This is a genomic window from Cellulosimicrobium sp. PMB13 (assembly GCF_051294865.1).
Lineage (GTDB): Bacteria > Actinomycetota > Actinomycetes > Actinomycetales > Cellulomonadaceae > Cellulosimicrobium.
The window spans coordinates 414387-426855 of the sequence record NZ_CP145910.1 but is presented as its reverse complement, the minus strand read 5'-3'; the positions used below and the strand labels follow the sequence as shown (position 1 = coordinate 426855).

12 protein-coding genes are annotated in these 12469 nt (G+C 72.2%); 7 read left to right on the top strand and 5 right to left on the bottom strand.

Going from position 1 to position 12469, the window contains the following annotated elements; translation table 11 throughout:
- Positions 1-55 precede the first annotated feature (55 nt).
- On the top strand, positions 56-505 hold the full coding sequence (locus V5D56_RS02150; RefSeq protein WP_435737421.1) for a VanZ family protein: 450 nt from the start codon (positions 56-58) through the stop codon (positions 503-505).
- A 15-nt stretch (positions 506-520) separates the two neighbouring features.
- Here the strand turns inward: V5D56_RS02150 and V5D56_RS02145 are convergent, their stop codons facing one another.
- The gene (locus V5D56_RS02145) at positions 521-1360 is read right to left on the bottom strand and encodes a helix-turn-helix domain-containing protein (RefSeq protein ID WP_435737420.1); all 840 of its coding nucleotides are present in this window, start codon (positions 1358-1360) and stop codon (positions 521-523) included.
- A gap of 66 nt (positions 1361-1426) precedes the next feature.
- Here V5D56_RS02145 and V5D56_RS02140 point away from each other — a divergent pair, with 66 nt between their 5' ends.
- A complete protein-coding gene (locus V5D56_RS02140) occupies positions 1427-2038 on the top strand; it encodes a dihydrofolate reductase family protein (protein ID WP_435737419.1) in 612 nt (203 codons plus the stop codon).
- A gap of 62 nt (positions 2039-2100) precedes the next feature.
- Here V5D56_RS02140 and V5D56_RS02135 read toward each other — a convergent pair whose 3' ends face one another.
- Positions 2101-2565 (bottom strand): YchJ family protein, encoded by a 465-nt coding sequence (locus V5D56_RS02135; protein WP_435737418.1) that lies wholly within the window; start codon positions 2563-2565, stop codon positions 2101-2103.
- Positions 2562-3098, bottom strand: a complete 537-nt coding sequence (locus V5D56_RS02130) for a MarR family winged helix-turn-helix transcriptional regulator (protein WP_435737417.1) — start codon at positions 3096-3098, stop codon at positions 2562-2564. Before V5D56_RS02130 ends, V5D56_RS02135 begins: the two co-directional genes overlap by 4 nt.
- Positions 3099-3196: 98 nt before the next feature.
- Here V5D56_RS02130 and V5D56_RS02125 point away from each other — a divergent pair, with 98 nt between their 5' ends.
- Positions 3197-3787 (top strand): NADPH-dependent FMN reductase, encoded by a 591-nt coding sequence (locus V5D56_RS02125; protein WP_435737416.1) that lies wholly within the window; start codon positions 3197-3199, stop codon positions 3785-3787.
- 121 nt (positions 3788-3908) lie between these two features.
- On the opposite strand, the gene V5D56_RS02120 is transcribed toward V5D56_RS02125, so the two are convergent.
- Positions 3909-5708 carry a carbohydrate-binding protein gene (locus tag V5D56_RS02120; protein WP_435737415.1) on the bottom strand — a complete coding sequence of 600 codons (1800 nt, stop codon included), beginning with the start codon at positions 5706-5708 and terminating at the stop codon, positions 3909-3911.
- A gap of 134 nt (positions 5709-5842) precedes the next feature.
- On the opposite strand from V5D56_RS02120, the gene V5D56_RS02115 reads away from it, so the two are divergent.
- A complete protein-coding gene (locus tag V5D56_RS02115; RefSeq protein WP_435737414.1) occupies positions 5843-6538 on the top strand; it encodes a DUF305 domain-containing protein in 696 nt (231 codons plus the stop codon).
- A gap of 13 nt (positions 6539-6551) precedes the next feature.
- Here V5D56_RS02115 and V5D56_RS02110 read toward each other — a convergent pair whose 3' ends face one another.
- On the bottom strand, positions 6552-8645 hold the full coding sequence (locus V5D56_RS02110) for a beta-galactosidase (protein ID WP_435737413.1): 2094 nt from the start codon (positions 8643-8645) through the stop codon (positions 6552-6554).
- Positions 8646-8855: 210 nt separating this feature from the next.
- On the opposite strand from V5D56_RS02110, the gene V5D56_RS02105 reads away from it, so the two are divergent.
- Genes V5D56_RS02105 through V5D56_RS02095 form a run of 3 tightly spaced genes read left to right on the top strand, consistent with a single transcriptional unit; the run spans position 8856 to position 12468 of the window.
- Positions 8856-10178 carry an extracellular solute-binding protein gene (locus V5D56_RS02105; protein ID WP_435737412.1) on the top strand — a complete coding sequence of 441 codons (1323 nt, stop codon included), beginning with the start codon at positions 8856-8858 and terminating at the stop codon, positions 10176-10178.
- A 5-nt stretch (positions 10179-10183) separates the two neighbouring features.
- Positions 10184-11548, top strand: coding sequence for a carbohydrate ABC transporter permease (locus V5D56_RS02100; protein WP_435737411.1), 1365 nt, complete (start codon positions 10184-10186; stop codon positions 11546-11548).
- Between the two features lie 2 nt (positions 11549-11550).
- A complete protein-coding gene (locus V5D56_RS02095) occupies positions 11551-12468 on the top strand; it encodes a sugar ABC transporter permease (RefSeq protein ID WP_435737410.1) in 918 nt (305 codons plus the stop codon).
- The last annotated feature ends 1 nt before the right edge of the window (position 12469 follow it).

Sequence of the window (12469 nt, the reverse complement as noted above, 5' to 3'; positions counted from 1 at the left end):
TGGCGGTCCGGCGCGCGGGCCGAGCCGGCCCCCTGCCGGTCCCTAGGCTGGGGCGGTGCGCCTGCTGACCTGGACGTTCGCCGCCTACCTCGCCGCCGTCGGGGTCGTCACGCTGTGGCCCTCGCCGCAGTCCACCGCGGCGCCCGGCTGGGCGACGGCGACCCTGGACGTGCTGCACGGGCTCGGCCTCCCGATGACCCTCCCCGTGCTCGAGGCGTCCGCGAACGTCGTGATGTTCCTGCCCTTCGGGGTGCTCGGGCTCCCGCTGCTGCTCGGGGCGGCCGCGCGCCGCGGGGGCCTCGCACCGGGGGTGTGGCGCGCCGTCGGGATCGTGACGCTCGCCGGAGCCGTGCTGTCCGCCGCGATCGAGCTGACGCAGATCCTGCTGCCCGGTCGGGTGCCGACCGTGCAGGACGTCGTGCTCAACACCGCGGGAGCGCTGCTCGGGGCGCTCGCGGTGGCGACCGTGCTCGCCGTCCGCGGTCGACCGCGCGCCGGCCGGTAGGAGGAGGGCGCGCCGTCACGCCGGACGGCCGCGCCCCAGCGCGGTCGACGGCGTGGGGCGGCGCGCGGCGGCGAGGGCGGACGGCGTGTCCCCCGAGCGGCGGACGACGTCGCGCGTGAGGTGGCTCTGGTCGGCGTACCCGTGGCGGGCGGCGATCTCGGCCAGCGGGACCGTGCCGAGGTCGGCGGCGGCGTGCTCGAACCGGACGACGTCTGCGGCCCGCTTGGGCGTGAGGCCGACGTGCCGTGCGAAGACCGTCGCGACGTACCGGTGGCTCCAGCCCGTCTGCTCGACGAGGTCCGCGATGCGGACCTGCCCGCCGCTCGCCCGGATCTGGCGCCACATCCACGCCACCCAGGGCGGGACGACGCCCGTGCCGTGCGCCGCTCGCCGGGTGAGCGCGGCCTCGACGAGCGCGAACCGCTCGTCCCAGCTCGCCGCGGACGCGACGCGGTCGGCGAGACGATCGCCGAGGCCCGGGACGACGTCGTCCACCGCGACGACCCGGCGGGCCACCTCCGTGCCGGGGAGGCCGAGGACGCGGCCGACCCCGAGCGGCGTGAGGTACACCTGCAGGCAGTCCATGGTCCCGGCGAACCGGGTCGTCGCGTGGCCGCCCGAGAAGCCCGCGACGAACGAGCGGTAGGAGCGGCCTGACCCCGACCCGTCGGAGAGGCCGACGATCTCCAGCTCGCCGTCGAACGAGAGCACGAGCGGGAGCAGCGTCCCCGCGGGCTGGCGGCGCTCGACGACGCCCGGGGCCCTCTCCGACATGCCCACCATGCCGGCGACCAGCCCGGCGAGGCTCGGCCCCGGGCGGTGCCGGACGAGCGAGACACGACGGCCGTCGTCCATGGGACGAGTATCGCGGGTCAGGTTTCTTCAAGCCAGCACGGTCGCCGGGGGAGCAGCATCGACGGCATGAGACGACTGGTGATCATCGAGTTCCTGACCGTCGACGGCGTGATGCAGGGTCTTGGCTCGCCCGAGGAGGACACGGACGGCGGCTTCGCCCACGGCGGCTGGGGCGCGCCCTACGCCGGGGCGGTCCACGAGGCCGTCGCCGCGGACGGGATCGGCCGCACGACCGGCTACCTCTTCGGTCGCCGCACCTACGAGAAGATGGCGGCGTTCTGGCCCCACGCGCCCGCCGACGACCCGATGGCACGGCACCTGAACGAGACCCCGAAGCACGTCGCGACCCGCACCCTCACCGACCTCGCCTGGGACGGCGCGCACGTGCTCGACGGCGGGCTGGAGACGGCCGTGCCGCGGCTCAAGGCGGCGGGAGACGGCGACCTCGCGATCCTGGGGAGCGGCGACCTCGTCCGGCAGCTGATGGCGCTGGGCCTCGTCGACGAGCTACGACTCTTCGTCCACCCGCTCCTGCTGGGTACCGGCAAGCGCCTGTTCCGCGAGCTCCCCGCGCCGCGGTCGCTCCGGCTCACGGGGTGCTCCGCGACGAGCCTCGGCACCGTGGCGCTGTCGTACGACGTGCTCGACACGCCCCCCGCCGCGCCGTCCTCGCCGTAGGTCGACGGCAGGACCCCGCACGCGTCCGACGTCGCGCGGGCTACGGCTCGCCGCCGTCGAGATCAACGGGCCGAGCCCTCCGAGAGGTCGCCGTCGACGTAGGTCCAGCGCCCGTCCTCCCGGACGAAGCGGCTCTCCTCGTGCAGCCGGCCGCGCGTCGTCGGGCCGCCGGTGCGCGAGCGGTGGTGCGCGACGAACTCCACGACCCCCGTGGTGTCGAACGGACCGCCCGCCTCGGTCCGCACGACGTCGAGGCGCCGCCACTCGACGTCGTCGTCGAGGTCGAGCATGACGGGCCGGGTCGACGGGTGCCACGTCGCGAGGAGGTAGTCGGCGTCGCCGACCGCGAACGCGCTGTAGCGCGAGCGCATGAGCGCCTCGGCGGTGGGCGCCCCGGCCGCGTGCGGCCCACCGCCCGCCCGCAGCGCGGCGTGGTACCGGCCGCAGCACGCGCCGTAGGTGTCGCCGGACAGGCAGGGGCAGCGGGCGCCGTCGGGCAGGGGACGGCTCCCGCGGGACGCGTTCACGACGCCGTCCCGGTAGGCGCCGCACCACGCGCCGCCCGAGGCGCCGCCTGGCGCGCTGCCGGTGCGCCGGGCCGGTCGGAGCGCTCGACCGCGTCGACGACGCGGTGGGCGATGTCCTCGAGCTGCGCGAGGCCGTCGGGGCCGAGCGGCTCGAACAGGACGTCGCGCAGCAGCTCGGTGTGACCGCGGACCGCCCGGAGGAGTGCGCGGCGTCCGGGGTTGCTCAGCACGATCCAGGTCCCGCGCGCGTCGTCGACGCACTCGGTGCGCTCGAGCAGCCCGCGCTCGGCCATCCGGCGGGACAGGTGGGAGACGCGGCTGCGCTCCCAGTCGAGCGCTGCGGCGAGCTCGCCGGTGCGCAGCGCCCGGTCGTCGGCGGCGTGCAGCACGGAGAGCACCTGGAACTCCGCCGGCGACAGGTCCCCGTCCGTGCGCATGCCGGCCTCCAGCACGCGGTCGAGCGTGCGCCGCATCCTGAGGTAGGCGTCCCACGCGTCGCGCTCGGCCTCGTCGAGGATCGGGTGTCCCGTCATGCGGACGATCCTACCGCCGATGGGTGACACGTCACCGAGATAGCGCTATGGTGACGCATCACCAAGTTCGGTGACACGTCACTTTCCTGGGAGGAACCATGACCTCGACCCCTCGCATCGCGATCCTCGTCGGGAGCACGCGTACCGGCCGCAACAGCGCGGGCGTCGCGCGCTGGGTGCTCGACCGGGCCGCGCGACGCTCCGACGCGACCTTCGAGGTCGTCGACCTCGCCGACCACCCGCTCCCGCACCTCGACGAGGCGCTCCCGCCGCGGATGCAGCAGTACGAGAACCCGCTCGCGTGGGAGTGGTCGCGCCTGATCGACGGCTTCGACGGGTACGTCGTCGTGACCCCCGAGTACAACCACGCGCCGGCCGCCGTGCTGAAGAACGCGATGGACTGGCTCTACCACGAGTGGGCCGACAAGGCCGTGGGCTTCGTCGGCTACGGGGTCCAGGGCGGGTCGCGGGCCGTCGAGCAGCTGCGGCTCGTCGCGGGCGAGCTCCAGCTCGCGGACGTGCGCACGCAGGTCGGCCTGTCGCTCTACGACGACTTCGAGGAGTTCGCGCGGCTCGCGCCGCGTGCGCGGCACGAGGGCGACCTCGACGCCATGCTCGACGAGCTCGTCGCGTGGAGCGTCGCGCTCGCGACCGTGCGCGAGCGCAGGGCTGCCGTCGCCGCGGCGTGACGGGCAGGTGCACGGAGCCGCGCGACGCGCACGGGAGCGCGCGCGACGGCGCCCGCCCACCGAAGGGTGAGCGGGCGCCGTCGGGCTGCTGGTCACCCGGGGCGAGACCCGGGCGGCACGGTCAGTCCTGCGGGTCCCACGGACCCCAGCGGTCGCCGGGCTCCTGGTTCCGCGTCCACCATTTCGCGGTGTACTCGGTGCCCTCGTGCGTCACGGTGTCGCCCCGGACGTACACGCGCGTCGGCTTCCACGCGCCGACGCCAGCTGAGTCGACGCCCGCGATCTCCTCCCACGGGCCCCACGGGTCACCCGGCTTCTGACCCTTGGTCCACCACTGGGCCTTCCAGACGGCGCCCGCGTACGTGACGACTGCACCGCCCTGGTACGCGGTGCCCTTGGCCCAGGCCGCCGGCTCGTCGTACGTCGGCTGCGCCTGCGGGTTGAGCTCGTCCGTGAGGACCGTCTTCGCCGCGTTGGTGATCGGGTCGTCGAGCAGCAGGACGTCGAGGCCCAGCTGGATGTCGTTCGAGATGATCGCGCCGTTGTACCAGTACGCCGACCACGAGCCGCCCAGGATCAGCCGCTCGGTCGAGAGCGGACCCCGGTCGAACCACGCGATCTCGACGGGGTTCGCGGAGTCCGTGAAGTCCCACACCGAGATACCGCCCTGGTACCAGGCCTGGACCATGATGTCGCGGCCCGGGACGGGGATCAGCGAGCCGTTGTGCGCGACGCAGTTCTCCGTCGGCGCCTGCTCGCGGCTGATCTTGAAGTAGCTCTTGAAGACGAGCTGGCCGTCGACGATGTCGTAGATCGCGTCGGCGCCCTTCTCGGGTCCGGTCGCCGCGTCGCACGTGGGTGCGCCGCCGCCGCCGAGCTCGTCGGTGAAGACGACCTTGGTGCCCTCGTTGTTGAACGTCGCCGAGTGCCAGAACGCGAAGTTCTCGGTGTCACGGATCCTCTCGGTGACCACCGGGTTAGCGCGGTCGGAGATGTCCATGAGGATGCCGTCACCCATGCACGCGCCCGCCGCGAGGTCCTTCGACGGGTAGGTGGTGATGTCGTGGCAGCCCGACGTCTCGCGCGAGTAGTTGCCGCTCGGGTTGCCGCCGTCGCCGACCGGCGGGGCCGGGAAGAGGACGGGCGTCGAGACGAGCGCTGCCGAGGCCGGGTCGTCGAGCGGGATCTGCACGACCGAGATGAGGTCGAGCGGCGGCTGGCAGTCGGGGAACGAGGCGCTGGGGCTGTACGACGAGACGTAGACGAACAGCTCCTCCCCGTCCTTCGACGGTGCGAGCGAGTGGGTGTGGGACCCGCACTGCGTCTCGACCGACGACACGTACTGCGGCGACGTCGGCTCGGAGATGTCGAAGACCTTGATGCCCTCCCACGAGTCCTTGATCGTGGCGCTCTGCGCGACGTTCTCGCACGAGTCGTTGCTCCGCGAGGAGTCGGTGCTGAGAACCAGCAGGTCCCCGTACACCGAGATGTCGTTCTGGGAGCCGGGGCACACCACCTGGGCGACCTGTTCGGGCGCGGTCGGGTCCGCGACGTCGTAGACCGTGAACCCGCCGTAGTTGCCGGCGAACGCGTACCGTCCTTGGAACGCGAGGTCGGAGCTGTACTGGCCCTCGGGGGCGAACGCGCCGTTCTTGGGGATGTTCGCGACGTGGGTCAGGTTGGGGCTGCCGGCGACCTCTCCTGGTGCCAGGACGTCTGCGGCCTGGGCGAGAGGGGCGAGGCGCTGCGCGGGCAGCGCGGCGGTGGACTGCTCGACGAGCTCCGCGACGGCCTCGGGCGAGCCGTCGGACGGCTCGGCGAGGGCGGGTGCGGCGACCGCGAGGGAGGAGACGGCGAGTCCTGCGGCGAGTGCTGAGGCGACGATGCCCCGGCGTCGTTGCCTGTGCGTCGGTTGATGCACGGGGGAAACACCTCCTTGGTAGGGTTCCCAGATTCTGTCCGGCGAACGCCCAGTCGGCTACCCATACCGGACGTGTTCTGGCGAGGTTTTACACGGAGGGAACGGGCAGCGTGCAGAATTTTCCTGGCCGAAATGTGCGGCGACGTCGCCGCGCCGGGGCGCTGACCTGCGCCGTCGTCCTGCCGGTGCTCCTCGTCACCGCGGCCTGCACCGGTGACGACGACGCGTCGGCGACGCCCTCGAGCGTCGTCGTGCAGCCCGGTCGGCCCGGCGAGGACGCGACCACGACGGCGCCCGAGGACTTCGACGGCCCCTCGTCGACGGGGCGGTGGAACGAGGCCGACGTCACGTTCGTGACGAGCATGATCGGGCACCACCTCCAGGCGCTCGACATGGCGGCGCTCGCCCCGGAACGGGCCGAGGCGCCCGAGGTCGTCGGCTTCGCCGAGCGCGTCACCGCCGCGCAGGGCCCCGAGATCCACGCGCTCGCGGCGTGGCTCCAGGAGCGCGAGCTCCCCGTCCCGGTCGAGGTCGAGGCGCTCGACGGCACGGGGCCGCGGGTCCCCGGCACCGGGCACGAGCACGACCACGACGCGATGGCGGGCATGCTCAGCGCGGAGCAGCTGGCGGCGCTCGAGGCGGCGACCGGCCCGGAGTTCGACCGGCTGTTCCTGGAGGGCATGATCCAGCACCACCAAGGCGCGCTCGACATGGTCGACGTCGTGCTCGTCGAGGGGCAGGACACCTACGCGCTGGAGATCGCCGCCGAGACCGCGGCGGGTCAGGGCGCCGAGATCGACCGGCTGCGCGGGCTGCTCGACGCGCTCTGACCCCCGCGCGCCGTCAGCGAGCCGGCGAGCGCAGGACCCGGAACCCGGCGGGAGGGATCGTCGCGGCACCGACGACCCGGTCGCCGGACACCAGGTCGACGGTGCCGTCCGGCAGGTCGGGCACCTTCTGCTCGGCGTCCGAGTGGTTGAGCGCGACGACGTACTGCGCGTCGTCCGCGTGGCGGCGGACCACCTCGACGTCCGTCGCCAGGCCCGACGGCGCGAGGCCCGCGTCGTCGTACACCGGCGCCAGGAGCGTCGCGAGCGCGTCGACGTCGAGCCGCGTCGAGACGTACCACCCCGTCCCGGCGCCGAGCCGGTGGCGCGTCACCGCAGGTGCTCCGTCCGCCGGGCCTCCGACGAACCGCCCGACGACGTCCGCGCCCTCGAGCGCGAGGTCGTCCGCCCAGACGTCGCCCCGCACGACAGCACCTGTCCCCGGCGTGTCCACGCGTCCTGCGCCGTCGGTGCCGGGCGCCGCCTCGAAGCGCACGCCGAGGGTCTCGCCGGCGCGCAGCGGCAGGAACTCCTCGACCGCGACGCCCAGGGCGCGGCGCAGCGGACCCAGGAACCCGCCGGGGTGCACGGCGTCGTGCTCGTCGACCACGGCGGAGAAGAACGAGACGAGCAGCGTCCCGCCCGACTCGACGTACCGCGTGAGGTTCGCCGCGGCGTCGGCCGTGAGCAGGTACGACGCCGGGGCGACGACGAGACGGTAGGGCGACAGGTCCTGCTCCGGGTGCGCGAAGTCGGTCGTCAGCCCGTCGCGCCACAGCCGGTCGTAGAACGCGTCGACGCGCTCCCGGTGCCGCGCGTCCACGCTCGGGCGCCACTCGAGGTCCTGCGCCCAGAACGACTCCTGGTCCCACAGGATCGCGACGTCGGCGTGCACGCGCGCACCGCGCACCTCCCGCACGCCCCGCAGGGTCTCTCCCAGCTCGACGACCTCTCGCCACACCCGGCTCGACGTCCCTGCGTGCGGCAGCATCGCCGAGTGGAACTTCTCCGCGCCGGAGCGCGAGGCGCGCCACTGGAAGAACATGATCGCGTCGGCCCCTCTCCCGAGGTGGGAGAGCGCGTTGCGCGCCATCTCGCCGGGGCGCTTCGCGACGTTCCGCTCCTGCCAGTTCACGCCCGACGTCGAGTGCTCGAGCAGCATCCAGGGCTTGCCCCCCGCGACGGAGCGTGTCAGGTCCGCGGCGAGCGCGAGCCCCACCTGGTTCCGCGGGTCCGCGGCGGTCAGGTAGTGGTCGTTCGAGACGATGTCGACCTCCCGGCCCCACTTCCACAGGTCGGTCGCCGGGCACGCCGCGGCCATGAAGTTGGTCGTCACCGGCCGGTCGGAGTGCGCGCGGATCGCGTCCCGCTCGGCGACGAAGCACGCGAGCAGCGCGTCGTCCGTGAAGCGCGCGAAGTCCAGCCGCTGCGCCGGGTTGACGATCGACGGCGCCGCGGCGGGCACCCCGACGTGCTCCCACTCGCCGTAGACCTGGCCCCAGAACCGGGTGCCCCACGCGGCGTTCAGCGCGTCGAGCGACCCGTGGCGCTCGCGCAGCCAGCGGCGGAACGCCGTGGCGCTCGCGGGCGAGTAGTCCTCGGAGACGGGGGCGCCGTACTCGTTGTGCACGTGCCACAGCACGACGGCGGGGTGGTCGCCGTAGCGCTCGGCGAGCGCCGTCGTGATCCGGACCGCGGCCTCGCGGTAGGCGGGGTGGCTCGGGGACGCCATCCCGCGTGAGCCGAAGCCGAGCACCGTCCCGTCGCGCGTGACGACGCGCGCGTCCGGATAGGTGTGGAAGAACCAGGCGGGTGGTGACGCGGTCGGCGTGCCGAGGTCGACCTTGATGCCGTGCCCGTGCAGCAGGTCGAGCAGGCGGTCCAGCCACCCGAGGTCGAGCTCCCCCTCGCGCGGCTCGAGCAGCGCCCAGCTGAAGATGCCGACGCTCACGAGGTTCACGCCGGCCTCGCGCATGAGGGTGACGTCCTGCTCCCAGACCTCTTCCGGCCACTGCTCCGGGTTGTAGTCGCCGCCGTAGCAGAGGTCGTCGACGCCGGGCAGCCAGCCCGTGTAGTCGGGCCCGACCGGGCGGTGGGGGGCAGATCGCATGAGAACTCCTCGAACACGTCACTGTGCACGATCCCAGGTATTTGGACGTGCAACGACTAGGTAACACCAGGAGAACGGAAGTTGACAACCAGGAACGGCCGAGCGGTACTGTGACCGTGCACAGTTGAGGTGCACAGCCACACACTGTCGTGAGCCCCGGAGGGATCGTCCCGTCGGCGGCCGTGCGACGGTCCTTGACGAGGAGGACTCATGCGCCTGACCACAGGCACCCGCGCCGCAGCGCTCGTCGCCGCGACCGCTCTGCTCGCCAGCGCCTGCTCCGGCGGCGACGCGGGCGACAGCCCCCAGGAGACGAGCGACGACGGCGTCGTCTGGGACGCCGAGGCGGGCCAGTACGTCATGGAGGAGGCCGTGGCGTCCGGCGAGGCACCCCTCAAGGTCTGGTTCGAGGAGGAAGGGCTCGCCGAGGCGGTCATCGCCGCGTTCAACGCCGAGTACCCGGACGTCGAGGTCGAGTACGAACTCGTCGCCAAGGTCGACGCCGTCGACAAGATGGCGCTCGCGGGCGAGGCGGGGAACGGCGCCGACGTCTACGTCACGGTGTACGACCAGCTCTCGCGTGCGATCCAGGACGGCACGGCGGCCCCGATCGGGGAGTACCAGGCGGGCCTCGAGGAGCGCATGAGCCCGACGTTCACGGGCGTGGTGAGCGAGGACGACGCCATGTACGGCGTCCCCGTCACGACCGAGTCCATCGCGCTCTTCTACAACAAGACGCTCCTCACGGAGCTCACGGGCTCCGACGAGCCGGCCACGACGTGGGAGGAGATCGCCGACCTCGCGGCGACCTACAACGACCCCGCGTCGAACCGCTGGACGCTGCGGTTCCTGCCGGGCGAGATCTACTACTCCTACCCGGTCCTGTCGTCCGCCGGCTGGCAGGTCTACCCGGACGGCGACACCGAGGACCCGGGCTTCGACGCCCCCGAGCTGACCGAGGGCCTCGAGTACTACCAGACCCTCCGTGACCTCTGGGACGTGCCGAGCGCCGACGGGACGTGGGACACCATCGAGGCCGAGTTCGCCAAGGGCGCGACGCCGTACACGATCACCGGTCCGTGGAGCTTCGCGACGTTCGACCCCGCGGCCGCCGAGCTCGGCTTCGAGTACGGCGTGACGACCCTGCCGACTATCGACGGCGGCGAGCCGGCCAAGTCGTTCGCCGGGATGCAGGTCGCGGCGGTGTCCGGCTACAGCGAGCACCCCGCCGCCGCGCGCGTGTTCGCCAACTTCCTCGCCACCGACGAGGGCGCGGCGGCCATCCACTCCTCGACGGGCATGATCCCCGCGCTGAACCCCGACCTGCTCTCCGGCATCGAGGGCCTCGAGGGCGACGAGCACGTGGCCGGGATCGTCGAGCAGTCCCAGCAGGCCGAGCTGCTGCCGCAGGTCCCCGCGTACTTCTGGGAGACGGGCAACACGCTCACGGTCGACACGTGGGACGACCTCCTGCCGATCGAGGACGCCCAGCGCAAGGCCGTCGACGGTTACGCCGACCTCGGCGCGCTCTGACCGGCATGCGCGCGACACGACGCGGGCTCCCCGCACCGGTGCCGGGCATCGCCTCGGCACTGGTGTGGGGGTCCGGGCAGCTGATCAACCGGCAGCCGGGCAAGGCGGCCTTCTTCTTCGTCTTCTACGCGGCCGCGGTCGTGTGGGAGGTCACGACAGGCACCTACACCGGCGGCGGGTTCACACCCCGCGAGAACGGCGGGTTCTTCGTCAAGGGGCTGTGGGGCCTCGTCACGCTCGGGACCCAGCCCCGCACGATGGGGATCACCGGTCTGTCGGAGGGGGACAACTCGATCGTCCTCATGGCGAACGGGATCATCGCGCTCCTCACGCTGTGCCTCCTCGCGATCGTCGGGGTGTGGGGCGTCGTCGACGCCGTCCGGTACCGGTCCCGGCTGGAGGCGGGACGCACCCCGCAGACGTCCCGCGCGTACTTCCGCGGGCTGTGGGAGTCGGCGTTCGCCTACATCGCGCTGTCACCGGCCCTCGTGCTGCTCGTCTTCATGTCGGTGCTGCCGGTCCTCTTCGGGATCCTCGTCGCGTTCACGAACTACAACCGCGACAACCTGCCCCCGAAGAACCTCGTGAGCTGGGTCGGTCTCGAGAACTTCACCACGCTCTTCGGTGTGCCGACCTGGGCGGCGACGTTCGTCGGCGTCCTCGGCTGGACCATCGTGTGGGCCGTGCTCGCGACCCTGACGACCTACGCCGCGGGGTTCCTCCAGGCGGTCCTGCTCGCCAGCCCGCGGGTGCGCTCCCCCCGGTTCTGGCGCAGCGTGTTCCTCCTGCCCTGGGCGGTGCCGGCGATCGTCTCGGCGCTCGTCTTCCGCTCCCTGTTCAACGGGCAGTTCGGGCCGATCAGCGGGTTCCTCGTCGACATCGGACTCACCGACGAGCGCATCTACTGGTTCACGGACCCGTCCCAGCCGAACCTCGCCCGCGCTGTCGCGCTGCTCGTCAACCTGTGGCTGGGGTTCCCGTTCTTCATGGCGCTCATCGGGGGCGTGCTGACGAACATCTCGCCGAGCTACTACGAGGCGGCGCGGCTCGACGGCGCGAGCGCGGTCCAGCTCTTCCGGCACATCACCTACCCGATCGTGCAGAAGACGGTCGCGCCGCTGATCGTCCTGGCGTTCGTCTCGAACTTCAACAACTTCGGCGTCGTCTACTTCCTCACCGAGGGCGGGCCCGACAACCCCGACTACCGGTTCGCCGGCAGCACGGACCTGCTCATCACGTGGCTCTTCAAGCTGACGCTCGACAACCGTCTCTACAACATCGGCGCCGTGATGAGCATGGTCATCTTCGTCCTCGTCGCCACGATCTCCGTCTGGAACCTCAACCGTTCCAAGGCGATCAGGGAGCTGTGACCATGACTGTCCCGACCCGTGCCGGCTCGACCGGCTCCGTCGACGCCGCCGGAGACGCTGCCCGCACGGCCCCGCCTCCGCGTCGTCGCCGGCGCCAGGGCAGCCGGCTCGCCGGCGTGGCGCTCCACCTCGAGCTCGCCGTCGTGGCGGTGATCGTCGTCTTCCCGCTCGTCTGGGTGGTCGGGGCGTCCCTCGGCCCGGACGGGGGGCTGGGGAACGCGACGCCCATCCCGACCGACGCGACGCTCGACAACTACGTCCGGCTCTTCACCGAGACGAGCTACGGACGCTGGTACGCGAACACGCTGTACGTCGCGGTCGGGACGATGCTGCTCGGCACGGCGCTGGCCGGTCTCAGCGGCTACGTCATGTCGCGCATCCGGTTCCGGGGCCGCAAGGCGGGCCTGCTCTCGATCCTCGTCCTGCAGATGTTCCCGACGTTCCTCACGGCGATCGCCGTCTACATGCTCTTCCTCAACTTCGGGCTCCTCGACTCGCTGACAGGCCTCGTCCTCGTCACCGCGGCCGCCGCGCTGCCGTACAACATCTGGCTCATGAAGGGGTACACGGACAACCTCCCGTCGAGCCTCGACGAGGCCGCGATGCTCGACGGCGCGGGCCGCATGACGATCTTCACGAGGATCGTCCTGCCGCTCATGGTGCCGATGCTGACCTTCGTCGCGATCACGCAGTTCACCGTGCCGTGGATGGACTTCATCCTGCCGAGGCTGCTCCTGCAGAGCGAGTCGAAGAAGACCGTCGCGCTCGGCCTGTTCGAGATGATCCAGGACGAGTACTCGAACGACTTCACGACCTTCGCCGCCGGGGCCGTCGTCCTGGCCGTGCCGATCACGATCCTCTACATCGTCCTGCAGAAGTACCTGATCTCGGGTGCGTCCGCGGGCGCCGAGAAGGAATGAC